The organism is Flavobacterium limnophilum (genome assembly GCF_027111315.2).
Classification (GTDB): Bacteria; Bacteroidota; Bacteroidia; order Flavobacteriales; family Flavobacteriaceae; genus Flavobacterium; species Flavobacterium limnophilum.
The window spans coordinates 1,238,992-1,257,421 of record NZ_CP114289.2; the positions used below are offsets into that span (position 1 = coordinate 1,238,992).

General features: G+C 40.1%; 8 protein-coding genes. 5 read left to right on the forward strand and 3 right to left on the reverse strand.

Annotated elements, in window-relative coordinates:
* The first annotated feature begins 137 nt into the window (after positions 1–137).
* From lon to OZP13_RS05075, 5 genes are all read left to right on the forward strand, one after another.
* Positions 138–2,588: an endopeptidase La gene (gene lon, locus OZP13_RS05055; protein WP_281298877.1), complete on the forward strand. Its 2,451-nt coding sequence runs from the start codon at positions 138–140 to the stop codon at positions 2,586–2,588.
* Between the two features lie 165 nt (positions 2,589–2,753).
* Positions 2,754–3,773 carry a type IX secretion system protein PorQ gene (porQ, locus tag OZP13_RS05060; RefSeq protein ID WP_269242747.1) on the forward strand — a complete coding sequence of 340 codons (1,020 nt, stop codon included), beginning with the start codon at positions 2,754–2,756 and terminating at the stop codon, positions 3,771–3,773.
* Positions 3,774–3,780: 7 nt separating this feature from the next.
* Positions 3,781–4,464 (forward strand): (d)CMP kinase, encoded by a 684-nt coding sequence (gene cmk, locus OZP13_RS05065; RefSeq protein WP_281298878.1) that lies wholly within the window; start codon positions 3,781–3,783, stop codon positions 4,462–4,464.
* A gap of 343 nt (positions 4,465–4,807) precedes the next feature.
* Positions 4,808–5,308, forward strand: coding sequence for a CAP domain-containing protein (locus OZP13_RS05070; RefSeq protein WP_281298879.1), 501 nt, complete (start codon positions 4,808–4,810; stop codon positions 5,306–5,308).
* Between the two features lie 263 nt (positions 5,309–5,571).
* Positions 5,572–6,075: a CAP domain-containing protein gene (locus OZP13_RS05075; protein ID WP_269243606.1), complete on the forward strand. Its 504-nt coding sequence runs from the start codon at positions 5,572–5,574 to the stop codon at positions 6,073–6,075.
* A 79-nt stretch (positions 6,076–6,154) separates the two neighbouring features.
* Here OZP13_RS05075 and OZP13_RS05080 read toward each other — a convergent pair whose 3' ends face one another.
* Genes OZP13_RS05080 through OZP13_RS05090 form a run of 3 tightly spaced genes read right to left on the reverse strand, consistent with a single transcriptional unit; the run spans position 6,155 to position 17,966 of the window.
* Entirely contained in the window at positions 6,155–8,095 is a 1,941-nt protein-coding gene (locus tag OZP13_RS05080) for an OmpA family protein (RefSeq protein WP_281298880.1), read from the reverse strand.
* Between the two features lie 11 nt (positions 8,096–8,106).
* Positions 8,107–9,015: a PorP/SprF family type IX secretion system membrane protein gene (locus OZP13_RS05085; RefSeq protein ID WP_269242748.1), complete on the reverse strand. Its 909-nt coding sequence runs from the start codon at positions 9,013–9,015 to the stop codon at positions 8,107–8,109.
* Between the two features lie 59 nt (positions 9,016–9,074).
* Positions 9,075–17,966, reverse strand: coding sequence for a T9SS type B sorting domain-containing protein (locus OZP13_RS05090; protein WP_281298881.1), 8,892 nt, complete (start codon positions 17,964–17,966; stop codon positions 9,075–9,077).
* Positions 17,967–18,430 lie beyond the last annotated feature (464 nt).

The window sequence follows — 18,430 nt, forward strand, 5'->3', positions numbered from 1 at the left end:
TGGCATGATGATTGTCACTTTTCAAGGTCAAGCGAATATTGGGTGGATTAGATTGATTTTATTGAAATTTATTAATCTGATGTCTTATATTTGTTATTCAATGAATCTATTAATGACAAAAAGACTTAAAATAGAATATGTCAAATCATAAAATACGCACTCTTGACAATCTGTCACTTCAAGAATTTGATACGGAAACCGAATTAATTCCTTTATTGACTCCCGAAGACGAGGAGGAAATGAACAACGAAGAATTGCCGGATTCATTGCCTATTTTGCCCTTGCGAAATATGGTTTTGTTTCCCGGAGTTGTCATTCCAATCACCGCAGGACGCGATAAATCCATAAAATTGATCAATGACGCTTATGCGGCTGGAAAAATCATTGGAGTTGTGGCTCAAAAGAACGAAGAAGTTGAAGATCCTTCCAAAAATGACATTCACAAAATAGGAACTGTAGCCCGAATTTTGCGCGTCCTGAAAATGCCTGATGGTAATGTTACCGTTATTCTTCAAGGAAAAAAACGTTTCCAAATAGAATCCATAGTTTCTGAAATTCCTTACATCACGGCAAGTATCAAGGAAGTGTCCGAAAAAAGACCCGGAAAAAAGGACACCGAATTCTTGGCGATTCTTGATTCTGTCAAAGAGTTGGCTATCCAAATTATTAAGGAAAACCCGAATATCCCGAGCGAAGCCACCTTTGCCATCAAAAATATTGAAAGTCAATCGTTTTTGGTCAATTTTGTGACTTCCAACATGAATTTATCCGTGGAGGAAAAACAAAACCTGTTGTCGATAAATTCCTTGAAAGAGCGAGCATTGGAAACGCTTCGGTACATGAATTTGGAGTTGCAAAAACTCGAATTAAAAAATGACATCCAGTCTAAAGTTCGTTTCGATTTAGACCAACAGCAACGCGAATATTTCCTTCACCAACAAATGAAAACCATTCAGGAAGAATTGGGTGGCGTTTCACAAGAAGAGGAAATGGACGAAATGAGCGTCAAGGCCAAAACCAAGAAATGGGACGAAACCACGCAGAAACATTTCGAAAAAGAATTGTCAAAAATGCGTCGAATGAATCCGCAAGCGCCTGATTTTGGTATCCAAAGGAATTATTTGGAGTTGTTTTTGGATTTGCCTTGGAACGAATATTCCAAAGACAATTTCGATTTGAAACGTGCTCAAAAAATTCTCGACAGAGATCACTTTGGTTTGGAAGACGTCAAGAAAAGAATGATAGAACATTTGGCCGTCTTGAAATTGCGAAATGACATGAAGTCGCCAATTATTTGTTTGACGGGACCTCCGGGAGTTGGTAAAACCTCCATTGGAAAATCAGTTGCCGAAGCTTTGGGAAGGGAATATGTGAGAATATCTCTTGGTGGTTTGCGCGACGAAGCGGAAATCCGTGGACACAGAAAAACCTATATTGGTGCCATGCCGGGAAGAATCATACAAAGCTTGAAAAAAGCGGGAACTTCCAATCCGGTTTTTGTTTTGGACGAAATAGACAAATTGTCCAATAGCCATCAAGGCGATCCGTCTTCGGCATTGTTGGAAGTTTTGGATCCGGAACAAAACAGTTCGTTCTATGACAATTTCTTGGAAATGGGGTACGATTTATCGAAAGTGATGTTCATTGCCACTTCCAATAATATGTCTGAAATTCAGCCTGCCTTGCGAGATAGAATGGAAATCATCAAAATGTCGGGTTACACGATTGAAGAAAAAGTGGAAATAGCCCGTCAACATTTATTTCCGAGACAATTGAAAGAACACGGTCTAACGGCCAAACATTTGTCTATTGGAAAAAAACAATTGGAAAAAATAGTCGAAGGATATACTCGTGAATCCGGGGTTCGTGGTTTGGAAGCAAAAATTGCGCAAGTGATTCGAAATGCCGCCAAATCCATTGCAATGGAGGAGGAGTACAACAAGAAAGTGACCGACGAAGACATAGTGAAAGTACTTGGAATTCCAAGGTTGGAGAGAGACAAATACGAAAGCAATGATGTTGCCGGGGTGGTAACAGGACTTGCCTGGACAAGCGTTGGCGGCGATATTCTCTTTATCGAATCCTTGATTTCTCAAGGAAAAGGGGCGATGACTATTACGGGGAATTTAGGAAACGTGATGAAAGAATCGGCAACGATAGCTTTGGAATATATTAAAGCCAATGCGGAATTAGTAGGCATAAATCCAGAAATTTTGTCCAAATACAATATTCACTTGCACGTTCCCGAGGGAGCTACTCCAAAAGACGGCCCAAGTGCAGGAATCGCGATGTTGACTTCTTTGGTTTCGGTGCTTACGCAAAAGAAAGTGAAGAAAGGATTGGCCATGACGGGCGAAATTACATTACGTGGAAAAGTATTGCCAGTAGGCGGAATAAAAGAAAAGATTTTGGCCGCCAAAAGAGCTAACATCAAGGAAATTATCCTTTGCCACGAAAACAAAAGCGATATAGACGAAATAAAACCAGAATATATCGAAGGATTGACTTTTCATTATGTCAAGGAAATGAGTGATGTCCTGAAAATTGCCATCACCGACCAAAAGGTGAAAAACGCAAAAGCATTATAAACACTGCTTTTTAATTCAAATCAATTCCATCCTGAAACTTCGGGATGGAATTTTTATTTTAGCCAAAAAAATCGTTTTGAAACTTCGACAAGAAAACAAGAATTTATGTCATTATAATTTTATCTTCGCATTTGCGTTTTACAATACCGAATAGTCCTTTTAAGTATGCCAAAAAAACTTTTATTATTTCTTTTATTCTCGTTTTGCACCGTGTCCTACGGTCAAATAGGAGGTAAGTACACCTATCAGTTTTTAAATTTGGTCACTTCGCCTAGACAAGCAGCTTTGGGCGGAAAAACGATTACTATTTATGATAACGACGTCAATCAAGCCCATTTTAATCCGGCCACCATTAACCCGGAAATGGACAATCAGCTGGCATTGAATTATGGTAGCTATTTTGGAGAAGTTGCTTACGGAACGGCTTCTTATGCTTATACGTATGACCGCCATTTACAAACTTTTCAAGTGGGAATCAATTATGTGAATTACGGAAAATTTGATGGTTATGATGAAAACGGAGAAGCCACATCACAATTTACCGGTAGTGAAATTGCCCTTTCTTTCGGATATGCCTATAATGTTCCTTATACGAATTTGTTTTTGGGAGCCAATGGAAAACTGATTTCTTCTACTTTGGAGAGTTATAATTCCTTTGGAGGTGCTGTCGATTTAGGAGCACTTTTTATAGATGAAGCCAATGATGTCAATTGGGCTTTGGTGGTTCGAAATATTGGAACACAGTTTACAACCTACAATGGTATAAACGAAAAATTGCCATTGGAAATTATGGCAGGTGTATCGCAAGAATTAGAAAATGTTCCGCTGCGTTGGCATCTTACCTTGGATAATTTGCAGCAATGGAATATTTCTTTTACCAATCCTAACCAAGCACAAACCTCTCTTGACGGAACTTCCAGTGAGGAAAAAGTGTCTGTGTTTGGCAATGCTTTGCGACACGTCGTTTTTGGGGCGGAACTTTTCCCAAAAAAATCATTCAATATTAGATTGGGATATAATTTCAGAAGAGCCGAAGAATTACTAATTTTGGAACAAAGGAATTTTTCAGGTATTTCGATAGGATTTGGATTGAAACTCAATAAATTGAAATTTAACTATTCGTATTCGAGATACACATTGGCAGCTAACACAAGTTTGTTTGGCTTAACCGTAAACTTACAATAATACTATTTTGGAAAAAAAAATTATCATAGCAATAGACGGATTTTCATCGACGGGCAAGAGCACTTTGGCCAAAGAATTAGCCAAACATTTAGGATATGTCTATGTTGATACGGGAGCCATGTATCGTGCCGTGGCCTTCTTTGCAATGCAAAACGGATACATCGGCAAAGAATTTTTTGACAAAGAATCTCTTGTCAATAGTCTTCCTTTCATCAAATTGGTGTTTCAATTCAATCCCGATTTGGGATTCTCGGAAATGTATTTGAATGAAACCAATGTGGAACAGGAAATTCGAACGCTCGAGGTTTCCAATTATGTGAGTAAAGTGGCCGAAATACCCGAAGTTCGTTCAAAATTGGTAGAACAACAACAAGAAATGGGGAAAAGTAAAGGCATAGTTATGGACGGCAGAGATATTGGAACGGTTGTTTTTCCGGAAGCCGAACTCAAAATATTCATGAATGCCAGTGCAAATACTCGAGCGGAAAGACGTTTCAAGGAATTAAAAGAAAAAGGAGATACCATTTCGTCTTTAGAAGATGTTTTAAAGAATATCGAAGAACGCGATTATATCGATACCCATCGAGACGATTCGCCACTTGTAAAAGCAAAAGATGCCTTGGAATTTGACAATTCCAATATTTCAAAACAAGAGCAATTTGAGAAAGTTTTGAAATTTATAAAGATGTAGCATTTCTTGTAAACCTTAATATTTATATAAAGCCCTCGAAAATTCGAGGGCTTTTTTTTGCTTTTAAGTGATTTTGTTCTTTAGTGTCGTGCCTTAATTCATTTAATTTTTTTTCTGACAATACTTTTGCTTAGGAATGCAGTTAGGATTTTAATTTTTAATTTGCTAATGTGTGTAAGAAATGTATGTTTTATTTTTTTAATTTGTGTATTTAATCGATTTTATTTGTGTTTTAAACGATGTTTGTCGTACATTTATAAAACAAATAACAGAAGTTCTTAATAATAACAACACTAAAGAAGTTTGCCCCACAATCTACTTTAAGTTTAATCTACTTTTTATTATGAAAACAAAATTACTTCGCATATTATTGCTAGTTGCAGTAATATTCACAATGAATTCATGTTCATCTGACAGTTCAGAAGATGCTACTTCTACAGTTTCTACCCAGCAAGTAATGAGTTATACTTATAATTCAACAGAAATTGAGACTATGAATCTGATAAATACTTATAGAGTGAGTATTGGATTAAATGAATTGAAAGAAATTAACCATATTTCTTATAAATCTGAAGAACATGATCACTATATGATAGCCAACAACGTGGTTAACCATAATGATTTTGTTTCTCGTTCAGAAAACATTATGAGAGTATTAGGAGCTAAAAACGTAAGCGAAAACATTGCCTACAACTATAATTCTCCAAAAGCAGCTTTAGAAGCTTGGTTGAAAAGTCCAAGTCACAAACAAAACATAGAAGGCAATTTTACACATTTTGGACTTTCTATAAGAGTTAGTGCAGATGGGAAAAAATATTACACCAATATCTTTGCAAAAATATAAGTAATTTTTTTGATTTTAGTTTAGTAGCTGCCTCTAAATAGAGGCAGTTTTTATTTTTATTTTAATTGTCTGTTTTTAAAATATTAAATTATATAAGAAAATTATATTCAAAAATTAAAATTATGTGTAGTTCATCGATGAAATTTGGTCTTTCTTTGGTAAATAATTTAGATTAGCTTTACAATTAAAACGGATTCAATCAATTACCAATTTTTAACTAGCTTGTCTAAAATCTACTTTAGATTTAATTTTTTTTTATTTTTATGAAGCTTAAATTTTCTAGATTATTATTACTGTTTACTGTTGCTTTTATTTTTAATTCTTGTTCTTCCGATAGTCCAACAATAGAGGATAATTCAACATCATTGCCCCCAACAGTTTCCGCTTATACATACAATTCCATAGAGAACGAGACATTGGCACTTATAAATTCACATCGTGTGGGTATGGGGTTAAAACCATTGGAAAAGAATAATTATGCTTCACTCAAATCAGAAGAACACGACAATTATATGATAGTTAACAATGTGGTTAACCATGATTATTTTAGTAGTCGGTCACAAAATATCATTGAGACTTTGGGCGCTAAAAGAGTGGGAGAAAATATTGCTTATAATTTCGGTACCCCTCAAGCTGCCCTTATTGCTTGGCTGCATAGCCCAACTCATAAAAAGTGCATAGAAGGTGACTATACACACTTTGGAATTTCAATTAGAATAAATGCGGAAGGTAAAAAATATTATACCAATATTTTTGTAAAAATATAAGGAAATCATTTTGCATTCAAAAAAAAAACAACCCTTGGAAGGAAACTTCCAAGGGTTATTTTTTTATTTTCTAAAATTATCATAAATCAGAAATAATAAATTCGCTTCGTCTGTTGAGTTGGTGTTCCTCTTCGGAGCATTTCACGTCGTCAGCGCATTTGTTTACCAATTGAGTTTCGCCATATCCTTTTCCTGTTAACCTGCTTGGATCGACACCATTTTTGACCAACCAGCTGATGGTTGATTTTGCCCTGTTGTCGGACAAGGTTTCATTGTATTTATGCGATGCACGGCTGTCGGTATGAGAACGAATGTCGAGTTTCATGGTTGGATTTTGGTTCAAGACGTCCAATATTTTTTCCAAGTCCAGTGCGGCTTCTGGGCGAATGTTGTATTTGTCCAAATCAAAATAAATCATTTTGATTCCAAAACATTTTCCCAAGTCGTCGCCAATGGCCACCTGGCATTTTTCTTTTTCCAGGGCAATGTCCAATTTGGTTCTGCCATTGTTTTTCTTGGCAATGGTCACTTTGAGTTCCTTGGTGGTGTATTCGGGTTTGGTTGCCCTTACATTATAGGTTTTGCCACATTCTACGGCAAATACATAATTTCCTGCAGGATCGGTAACTGTGGTGTTAATCAAATTAAATCCACTGTCGAACAAGCTGATTTTGCTGTCGGGGAGTATTTTTCCAGTGGCCAAATCCGTCACGGTTCCGTACAATTCCTGTTCGCACTTGATTCTTCTGGTTTCCAGAAATTTATAAATATCGTCATAGCCTTCTCCGCCACCTCGATTGGAGGAAACAAATCCTCTTCTGGATTTGGTGTCAATCAGGTAGGCAAAATCGTCTTTGGGAGAATTGGCTCCATCTCCCAGATTCTGGATTTCGCCGAAACTGCCGTCGAGGTTCATTTTGGACACGAATACGTCCAAACCACCCAATCCTGGATGTCCGTCCGAGGCAAAATAAAGTTCGTTTTCATCGGTCAAGAACGGGAAGGTTTCCTTTCCTTCGGTGTTGATTTCCTTTCCTAAATTCTCCGGGGTTCCAAAACTGCCGTCCTCGTTTAGTTGCACCTTGAAAATATCGGACTGGCCAATTGTTCCGGGCATATCGGAGACAAAATACAATGTTTTTTCGTCAGGACTAAGGGCAGGATGCGCCACGCTGTAGGAGTCGCTGTTGAAAGGCAACTCGGTTATTTTGTCCCAGTCCTCGTTTTCAAAAGAGGCTTTGTAAATTTTTATCAAGGTAATCTCCTTGCCGTCTTTTCCTTTTTTGCCGTCCAGAAAGTTGTTTCTGGTGAAATACATTGTTTTCCCGTCTTTGGAGAAAATGGCGCTTGATTCGTGGAATCTCGATTTCACTTTTTTGGAGAACTTGTCCACTTTTCCGGGATTCATTTCTTCGCCCAAATCCGAAACATAGAGATTGGTAAAATGTTGGTTGGTCCATTTGTGTTTTCTTTGCATCAGGCTTCCTGTATCCCTTGCCGAGGTGAAAACAAGTTTGTTCAAGAAGAAGGCACTTCCATAATCGGAATATTTGGAATTGATTCCGGCATTTTCAATGGTGTATCTTCCCGAATTGGTCTTGATGATGTCGAGATAGTTTTTGTTTTTTCCGTAAATACTGGCCCTGTTGTCGTTTCCTGCTTTCTGGTTGAATTGCTCCATCACCTGGTTGGCCTTGTCGGTTTGTCCCACGGCTTTGAGGGATTGAGCATATCGGTACAGGTATTCGGGTTGCTGATCTGGAGCCAAGGTGAACAATTCGTCATACCATTTGGCGGCCTTGTCCAATTCGCCGTTGAAGTAATAGGAATTGCCCAGTTTTTGGAACATGTCTTCGGACTTGTATCCTTTTTCGGCCACCCTTTCATAGGTTTTGATGGCATCGATGTAGGCAAATTTGTCATATTTCTTGTCTGCCGAGGCGACTTGCGATTTTTGGGCATAAGAGTTAAATGAAAAAACACTTATTATCGTTATGTAAAGGAGTATAAAATTTTTCATAATAATTGTTTTTAGAAGAATCTTGGAGTGGTGATTTTGCTGATGTTGTTAAATAATTCATAACGCAGGAATATCTCGTGCGAACCGGAATTATAGTTGTCTAGATTGGTGGTTTCCTTGTCGTACCCATATCCAATATACAAGCCGTCGGTGATTTGAAACCCTGCCATGGCGCTAATTGAAGCGCTCCATCGGTATGAAACTCCAAGCATAAATTTGTCGTAGAACATAAAATTACCGGAAACATCCACTTGAAGAGGAGCTCCTTCGACCATTTTGGTGAGCAGTGCCGGCTTGAATTTTACGGTATCACCAAGGTCAAACACGTATCCGGCAATGAGGTAGTAACTTATTTTTTCCTTGAATATGGCCACTTCATTGTCGTCATAGCGATTGGTTTCGATAAAATTGGGCACCGAAAAACCCACGTAGGCCTTGTCGGAATGCAGGTAGAGACCGGCACCAATGTTTGGGGAAAACTTGCTGTAATTCTGCAAACTCGGGTCGGAGGCATCCACGGCATTCAATTTGGAGGCATCCAAATCAAACAAATTGGCGGTAGCCTTGATTCCGAAGGATAGTTTCCAGGTTTCCGAAGTTTGTAGGGTATAGGATAAATCGGCCGAGATGGCATTCTCGGTAGTAGGCCCAATCTTGTCGTTAACAAGTGATATTCCCAAACCCAGATTACTTTCATTTATCGGCGTGTTCATCGACACGGTATTGGTAACGGGAGCACCGTCAAGTCCAACCCATTGGGTACGATGCAGGGCAAACATACTCAAAGTTCCTCTCGAACCTGCATAAGCAGGATTGATGTTGATTGTGTTGTACATGTATTGTGTGAATTGTGCATCTTGTTGCGCATAACTTAACACTCCAGTAAACATCAAAACGAATAATAGTATTCTTGTCTTCATTTAGTTTGTTGTTTATACCCAGGAAGTTTTAATTCCCGGGAGTTAGATTTGAGTTAGATTTATCTGGCAAGGTACAGAAACCCGTCTTTTTTAATGATTTGAATATTTCCACTTCCATCAAAGGATTCGTAATTCAAGATGTAAAAATAAGTTCCAGCTGGCAAACCTGCTGACTCTTTTATGGTTGTTCTCCCTTTTGAATACCCTTCAAAGGCATTACTTGTATTATTGTATTTTTCGGTTTCAAAAACTAATACACCCCAACGATTGTATATTTCAATTTTAATTCCAGAAGGATAGCAAATATTGTCATCTACACCATCAATGATAAGCACGTCATTAACGCCATCCCAATTAGGAGTAATTGTATTATGGACAACAACAGATTCGCAACCCAAAACTTTACAATCAAAGTTTACATTCATATTGACTTTGATAATTGTTGGACAATCTCCGCCAGAGATTCTATATTCGAAAACATAATCGCCTACAGGAACATCTAAAGGATAGAATATGCTGCCTTGCAATATTCCGACATTATCAGTGTTAATCCAAGTGCCATTTGTAGGGGTTTCTTCGGGCAATAAAGTGTTAAGGTCTATAGGAGACGAATCAGCATTACATGCGGTACTTGCGATTGTTACTCCGCCATTGGCAATAGTCACATTTACAATTTGAACAAATTTGGAAGTATTTCCACAGGTATCGGCCACGTTCCATTCTCTAACAATGGAATAGGATGTCAGGGTTTGGTTTATGATTTTTTCGGTATAAACAGGCGTTGCAACAGCCGAACAATTGTCGGTAAACACCAAATCAGGTTTGGCTGGAATGGCATCACAGGCTACGTCGATACTGGCTGGGAACAGGGTTGCTGTCGTTGGCCCAACAAGGTCTTGAACATTGATGGTTTGTGAAGCGGTAGATTTGTTTCCACAAGCATCGGTAGCTGTCCAAGTTCTGGTTACAGAATAAGCACCGGCACAAGCACCGTTCGTAGTCACGTCAGTCGAAGTCAAAGTGAAAGCAGAGCCACAGGCATCGGTTGCGGTTGCCACGGCAAATACGGGAGTGGCAGGGCAAGAGATGGTTGAAGCTGCCGGCAAAGCCGCAATGACAGGAGCGACGGTATCGGTTACATTAATGGTTTGAGAGGCTGTAGTGGTATTTCCAGAAGCATCCTTGGCAGTCCAGGTTCTGGTAACAGAATAGGAACCGGCACAATTTCCGTTTGTGGTTGCATCAACAAAGGTCAATGTTACGGAGCTGCAACTATCGGAGGCCACGGCTTGTGCAAAATCAAGAGCTGTGCCACAAGATATTGTTTTGGTAGCCGGCAATGCAGCAATTACTGGAGCAGAAATATCCTGGACGGTGATGTTTACAAAACCAACGGCACAGTTGTCTGGGTTTAGTTTGTCGCATACCATATAGGCAAATTTATATTCACCCACAGGAATTCCGTTTTCGGCATTCAAAGAACCTAAATTGGTCAATGTTATTTTTGGATAACTTCCTGAAGTCAAGGAGAGATTCACCATAGTCAAGGTAACCGGGCTTTCGTTCATGGTTACTTTTTCCAAAAGATTGATGACTAAATTTGTCGCATCGCAATTGATGGTTCTGTTTATAACAGGGGCCGAATTGGTCATTCTGGGTTGGGCTATCGTAATTGTAACCACGGCTTGGTCACAGTTGCCATTATCGGCTTTTTCACAAATTTGATAGGTCAAAGTATAGGTTCCTGATGGTGTTCCAGCTTTGACATCAACCGAACCATTTGGATTAAGGATTAGGTTGTTGTTGGGTGTTACTGTTGTAAGAGTAACTTCTGCAGGATTAACGGCAACGTTGTTTAACAAGTCATTCGTAAATACGTTAATAATATTTGAAACACCATTTAAACCGTCAAAGGTACTTGCGTTGTCATTAATAGCATCAATAGGAGTTTGGGTAACCATAACGCTGACAATTGCTTGGTCACAATTTCCACTATTTGCGATTTCACAAATTTGATAGGTCAAAGTATAACTTCCAGCTGGAGTTCCTGCGGCGACTATTACATTAGAACCGCTTAATGTTATTCCAGGATTAGTTGAACTGATGAAACTTAGTGCCACTTGTGAAGCGTCAACAGCTTTACAGTTCAGCAAGTCGTTGGATAATACATTGATATATGATATTCCTCCAGTGTAACTGTTTATTGGTAATCCCGCATCATCATTTGCAACAATGAAGTTGGTTACAATTAATTTTGTTTCACAAGTCGATTCATTGCCGCAAGCGTCTTTGACAGTCAAGGTTATTATCGTAGTTCCAGATTGAACCATAGTTCCAGCAGCTGGAGATTGCGTAACAACTAATGTATCGGTCGAAGTACAAGTATCGCTGGCAGTTACATTTTTGGTAAAGTCAGGAATTATGGCTTGGCAACTTGAATTTGCAGCTATAGTTTGTGCACTGGAACAAGAAACTATAATTGGTGGAGTATTGTCTATCACATTTATTGTTTGTGAAGCAGTTGAAGCATTACCACAAGTATCTGTAGCAGTCCAAGTTCTAGTTACGGAATAGGAACCTGCACAAGAGCCGTTGGTTTTAACATCTTCAAAAGTCAAAGAGAAAGTTGAACCACAAGCATCAGTTGCAATGGCTTGAGCGAACTCTGGTGTTGCAGGACAAGAAATGGTTTTAGTTTCTGGTAAAGCCGCAATTACTGGCGCAGTTACATCTTTAACTCTTATTGTTTGATTTGCAGTAGACGTATTTCCACAAGCATCGATTGCAGTCCAAGTCCTAGTCACGGAATAGGAACCTGCACAAGAGCCGTTGGTTCTTACATCTTCGAAAGTTAAAGAGAATAGACTTCCACATTCATCCATTGCTGTCGCTTCTGCAAATACTGGAGTTTCTGGGCAATTGATTGAAAGACGGGCAGGAGGTACAGCAATAATAGGAGCTGTTTTGTCTTGAACGTTTATTGTTTGTGACGCTGTTGAAGCATTGCCGCAAGCATCTGTAGCAGTCCAAGTTCGGGTTACAGAATAAGAACCGGCACAAGCATCATTGGTTTTCACATCTTCAAAAGTCAAAGTGAAAGTAGGACCACAAGCATCAGTCGCTACAGCTTGAGCGAACTCAGGTGTTGCAGGACAAGTGATGGTTTTTGTTTCTGGTAAAGCTGCAATTACAGGTGCTGTTTTATCTTCAACAGTGATAGTTTGAGTGGTTAATGAAGTATTGCTACAATCATCAATAAATGTCCAGGTTCTTGTAATAGTGTATGAATTTGCACAATTACCTTGAACAATGGTATCTATACCTTGCACGGTGATTTCTCCTTTGCAATTATCTATTGCTGTAAGTGATATTGGCATTGGAACTTCAGAAGCACAAGAAACATTTATAGTTGCAGGATTTTCTGGAGCAACTGGAGGTGTTACATCTTGAATACTGAATGTTGCCGAAGTTGTTGCCGAATTACCACAGCTGTCTTTTGCCGTAAATTCTACAGTTACAGCAGATGAACAGTCATTCGAAATAGCATTGAAGTTATTGGACCAAGTTACATTTGAACAAGTGTCTGTTGCAGTTGCCCCACCGTTATTGGCTAACCAATTAGCAATAGCTGCTTTGTTTCCTGTACCATCACATTCTACGGTGATATTGGAAGCAGTTGTATTAATTGTTGGTGCAGTTTTATCGAAAATCGTGATGGTCTGAATTTGATCGGCCGCTTTATTACCGCATTTGTCTACCAAACTCCAAGTTCGGGTAATAATTTTAGAACCTTCGCAAGTTCCGGCAGCCATCGAATCGGAGAAAGTTGCCTGCAATCCAGTGGAGCAGTTGTCGGCTTCGTTGGTCACGTCGCCAGTCATTGCCACGGAAGCATCGTAAGTGCAGCTTGCAGAAGTAAAGATTTCGATATTGGCAGGCGCGGTGAAAGTCGGTTTCGTATTGTCGGAAATCGTGATGGTTTGGATTTGATCGGCCGCTTTATTACCGCATTTGTCCACCAAGCTCCAGGTTCTGGTGATAATGGTTGAACCTTCGCAAGTTCCGGCAGTCATCGAATCGGAGAAAGTTGCCTGCAATCCAGTGGAGCAATTATCGGCTTCGTTGGTCACGTCGCCAGTCATTGCCACGGAAGCATCGTAAGTGCAGCTTGCAGAAGTAAAGATTTCTGTGTTGGCAGGTGCGGTGAATGTTGGTTTCACATTATCAGAAATGGTGATAGTCTGAATTTGATCGGCCGCTTTATTACCGCATTTGTCTACCAAACTCCAAGTTCTGGTGATAATGGTTGAACCTTCGCAAGTTCCGGCAGTCATCGAATCGGAGAAAGTTGCCTGCAATCCAGTGGAGCAGTTGTCGGCTTCGTTGGTCACGTCACCGGTCATTGCCACGGAAGCATCGTAAGTGCAGCTTGCAGAAGTAAAGATTTCTGTGTTGGCAGGCGCGGTGAAAGTTGGTTTCACATTATCAGAAATGGTGATAGTCTGAATTTGATCTTCGGCCTTATTACCGCATTTGTCAACCAAGCTCCAGGTTCGGGTAATAATTTTAGAACCTTCACAAGTTCCAGCAGTCATCGAATCGCTGTAAGTCGCTTGCAATCCTGTCGAGCAATTATCGGCTTCGTTGGTCACGTCACCGGTCATTGCCACGGAAGCATCGTAAGTGCAACTTGCAGAAGTAAAGATTTCTGTGTTGGCAGGCGCGGTGAAAGTTGGTTTCGTATTGTCGGAAATCGTGATGGTTTGGATTTGATCGGCAGCTTTGTTATTGCATTTGTCAACCAAGCTCCAGGTTCGGGTAATAATTTTAGAACCTTCACAAGTTCCGTTTACCATCGAATCGCTGTAAGTCGCTTGCAATCCAGTGGAGCAGTTGTCGGCTTCGTTGGTCACGTCACCGGTCATTGCCACGGAAGCATCGTAAGTGCAACTTGCAGAAGTAAAGATTTCGGTGTTGGCAGGCGCGGTGAAAGTCGGTTTCGTATTGTCGGAAATCGTGATGGTTTGGATTTGATCGGCAGCTTTGTTATTGCATTTGTCAACCAAGCTCCAAGTTCTGGTAATAATTTTAGAACCTTCACAAGTTCCAGCAGTCATCGAATCGCTGTAAGTCGCTTGCAATCCAGTGGAGCAGTTGTCGGCTTCGTTGGTCACGTCACCGGTCATTGCCACGGAAGCATCGTAAGTGCAGCTTGCAGAAGTAAAGATTTCTGTGTTGGCAGGCGCGGTGAAAGTCGGTTTCGTATTGTCGGAAATCGTGATGGTTTGGATTTGATCGGCAGCTTTGTTACTGCATTTGTCTACCAAACTCCAAGTTCGGGTAATAATTTTCGAACCTTCGCAAGTTCCGGCAGTCATCGAATCGCTGTAAGTCGCTTGCAATCCAGTGGAGCAATTATCGGCCTCGTTGGTCACGTCACCGGTCATTGCCACGGAAGCATCGTAAGTGCAACTTGCAGAAGTAAAGATTTCGATATTGGCAGGCGCGGTGAAAGTCGGTTTCGTATTGTCGGAAATCGTGATGGTTTGGATTTGATCGGCAGCTTTGTTACTGCATTTGTCCACCAAACTCCAAGTTCGGGTAATAATTTTCGAACCTTCGCAAGTTCCGGCAGTCATCGAATCGCTGTAAGTCGCTTGCAATCCAGTGGAGCAATTATCGGCCTCGTTGGTCACGTCACCGGTCATTGCCACGGAAGCATCGTAAGTGCAACTTGCAGAAGTAAAGATTTCGATATTGGCAGGCGCGGTGAAAGTTGGTTTCGTATTGTCGGAAATCGTGATGGTTTGGATTTGATCGGCCGCTTTATTACCGCATTTGTCTACCAAACTCCAAGTTCGGGTAATAATTTTAGAACCTTCGCAAGTTCCGGCAGCCATCGAATCGGAGAAAGTTGCCTGCAATCCAGTGGAGCAGTTGTCGGCTTCGTTGGTCACGTCGCCAGTCATTGCCACGGAAGCATCGTAAGTGCAGCTTGCAGAAGTAAAGATTTCGATATTGGCAGGCGCGGTGAAAGTCGGTTTCGTATTGTCGGAAATCGTGATGGTTTGGATTTGATCGGCCGCTTTATTACCGCATTTGTCCACCAAGCTCCAGGTTCTGGTGATAATGGTTGAACCTTCGCAAGTTCCGGCAGTCATCGAATCGGAGAAAGTTGCCTGCAATCCAGTGGAGCAATTATCGGCTTCGTTGGTCACGTCGCCAGTCATTGCCACGGAAGCATCGTAAGTGCAGCTTGCAGAAGTAAAGATTTCTGTGTTGGCAGGTGCGGTGAATGTTGGTTTCACATTATCAGAAATGGTGATAGTCTGAATTTGATCGGCCGCTTTATTACCGCATTTGTCTACCAAACTCCAAGTTCTGGTGATAATGGTTGAACCTTCGCAAGTTCCGGCAGTCATCGAATCGGAGAAAGTTGCCTGCAATCCAGTGGAGCAGTTGTCGGCTTCGTTGGTCACGTCACCGGTCATTGCCACGGAAGCATCGTAAGTGCAACTTGCAGAAGTAAAGATTTCGATATTGGCAGGCGCGGTGAAAGTCGGTTTCGTATTGTCGGAAATCGTGATGGTTTGGATTTGATCTTCAGCTTTGTTACTGCATTTGTCCACCAAACTCCAAGTTCGGGTAATAATTTTCGAACCTTCGCAAGTTCCGGCAGTCATCGAATCGCTGTAAGTCGCTTGCAATCCAGTGGAGCAATTATCGGCTTCGTTGGTCACGTCACCGGTCATTGCCACGGAAGCATCGTAAGTGCAACTTGCAGAAGTAAAGATTTCTGTGTTGGCAGGCGCGGTGAAAGTTGGTTTCGTATTGTCGGAAATCGTGATGGTTTGGATTTGATCTTCAGCTTTGTTACTGCATTTGTCTACCAAACTCCAAGTTCGGGTAATAATTTTCGAACCTTCGCAAGTTCCGGCAGTCATCGAATCGCTGTAAGTCGCTTGCAATCCAGTGGAGCAGTTGTCGGCCTCGTTGGTCACGTCACCAGTCATTGCCACGGAAGCATCGTAAGTGCAACTTGCAGAAGTAAAGATTTCGATATTGGCAGGCGCGGTGAAAGTCGGTTTCGTATTGTCGGAAATCGTGATGGTTTGGATTTGATCGGCAGCTTTGTTACTGCATTTGTCCACCAAACTCCAAGTTCGGGTAATAATTTTCGAACCTTCGCAAGTTCCGTTTACCATCGAATCGGAGAAAGTGGCTTGCAATCCTGTCGAGCAATTATCGGCTTCGTTGGTCACGTCACCGGTCATTGCCACGGAAGCATCGTAAGTGCAGCTTGCAGAAGTAAAGATTTCTGTGTTGGCAGGCGCGGTGAAAGTCGGGGCGATTGCATCGTTAATAGTAATAATTCTTGAAACTGAAGCAAGTGGTCTTTCACAACTATCAGTAGCTGTCCACGTCTCCACTACTTCTCCTTTACAGTAACCTGATATTGAAGTAGAGAAAGTGGAAGGATTTGAAGTACCGCTTATTAAACAATTACCTCCCAATCCATTGCTGAAAGGAATGGTGCTGGCAGCAGGCAAAGCACCACAAGCCACGGTTATTGGTTCCAGGGCTGTCATTGTGGGCAATGCAGCAGGGCTTACGGTGATGTTTCTTGTTTTTGTAATGATCCTTGAATACGAATCTTTAAATTCCCATTTTTCTATAATAATTCCTCCACATGCACCAGAAGGTGATTGGATACTTAGTGTAGAGGTAACAGAACCATTTATTGGACATTCTTGGGAATTATTAGTATAGCTTAATGCACTTGTAGTTGCTTCTCCACAAGGCACGGTAATATCATTTACTGCTGAAAATACTGCAATTGGAGCCATATTAACAGTCGCAACAATTGGTGCTCTTGTGGCTGTCGTACATCCTAAAGCACTTGTGGCTTCTACGTAATAAGTAGTATTTGCAGCAATAGTTGGTGTTGTAAATGTATTTCCGGAACCTAATGAAGTTCCACCACTTAGGGAATCATACCAATTAATAGTTCCAGCAGAAGCAGTTGCCCCCAGATTAACTGTTCCTTCTCCACAACGTGAAGCAGGGGTAGTGCCTGTTATTGTTGGAACTGGATTTACAGTTAGATTGAAGGAACAAGTTTTAATTTTTACGGTTCCATCCGTAGCTGTATAAGTTGCAATATATTGCAAATCATGAGATCCAACAGGATAAAAACCAGGATTTGGACCAGTTACCGTAAAATCAACTCCACCAGTACAACCCGTGTCAAACAAAAAACCTTTAACAGCAATAATTGTATCTCCTGTATTTGCATTTGCAGGTTTGGGACCTGTGTAATGGAAAACAAATTTTAATTTATAAATTGCTGTTTTGTTGGTTACGGAGCCTAGACCAAGGGTGTCAAAATTGGCTGCCCAAGTATAAGTTGTTGTTCCTGACGTTACAGGATAAGTAGCGAGTATTTTATCTCCATAAACTACATTGTTTTGAGGGTCGGTACCACCTTCCAAAATTAATTGAACGGTATAATTTCCACTATCATAATGTAAATCGATAGAAACTTCAGTGTCATCTTCAATTATTAAATACGGAGTGACAACTTTAGAATCTTTATCTCCATCAGCGTCGCTTCCTGAAAATAATTTTACATGTCCACCGCTGCCTCCAACTCTTGAAATATAGTTGAATTTCCAACAATCTTTACCTAGTAACTGTTCGTTTAATTCAAACAACATTCCGAAGGATGCTCCTGAACCCACTCCTGAACAATTTTGTGAGACTGTAGGTGAATTCCAATTGAAAATAGCACCGGGATCACCATTTTGATTTGTGACATCGGCGCATTTAGTTTGGTTGCCTGGACAATCAGTAATAGTGATACAATCATCGCCTTGAACTGCTCCTTGTGAGTATAAATTACCAACAAACATAAAGATGGCTAGTAAAAAGAGGGTAATTTTCGTTTTCATATAATCTATTTTTAATTCATTATTTGAAAAATTGATTTTATATATTTAGCAATTTGCTATCAATTAGGAATTATAAATTTTTAGTCATAAAAAAAATTGACACAAAAATTGGGGGCGCTATTTATTTTTGTAATATTGATTTCCATTTTTCATAATCTTCAACTTTTTTGTTAAAAAATAATAATGGTAAACTGACTAAAATTAGGTATTCGAGAATTGCCTAATTGTTAATGTGAGATATTGGGGCTTAACTCACAAATAAATTAATTTAAATAAATTCTTAATCGTTTCTGTTTAACAACACTTTAGATTGTTATTGATTTGATTTATTTTATGGGTTTAATCTTAAGTGCTGTTTTACACTTTCTATTAAGGATGAAAAGTTTTTTCTCTAAACTTTTTAAAAGTAACATCCTTATTTTGCGTCCAAATTACTTAACAACAGAATGTTAATAATTATAATC

Excerpts from the sequence above, each read along its gene's own strand:
- lon (WP_281298877.1), top strand. The coding sequence starts at position 138 with ATGTCAAATCATAAAATACGCACTCTTGACAATCTGTCACTTCAAGAA.
- OZP13_RS05070 (WP_281298879.1), top strand. The coding sequence starts at position 4,808 with ATGAAAACAAAATTACTTCGCATATTATTGCTAGTTGCAGTAATATTC.
- OZP13_RS05075 (WP_269243606.1), top strand. The coding sequence starts at position 5,572 with ATGAAGCTTAAATTTTCTAGATTATTATTACTGTTTACTGTTGCTTTT.
- OZP13_RS05080 (WP_281298880.1), bottom strand. The coding sequence starts at position 8,095 with ATGAAAAATTTTATACTCCTTTACATAACGATAATAAGTGTTTTTTCA.
- OZP13_RS05085 (WP_269242748.1), bottom strand. The coding sequence starts at position 9,015 with ATGAAGACAAGAATACTATTATTCGTTTTGATGTTTACTGGAGTGTTA.
- porQ (WP_269242747.1), top strand. The coding sequence starts at position 2,754 with ATGCCAAAAAAACTTTTATTATTTCTTTTATTCTCGTTTTGCACCGTG.
- OZP13_RS05090 (WP_281298881.1), bottom strand. The coding sequence starts at position 17,966 with ATGAAAACGAAAATTACCCTCTTTTTACTAGCCATCTTTATGTTTGTT.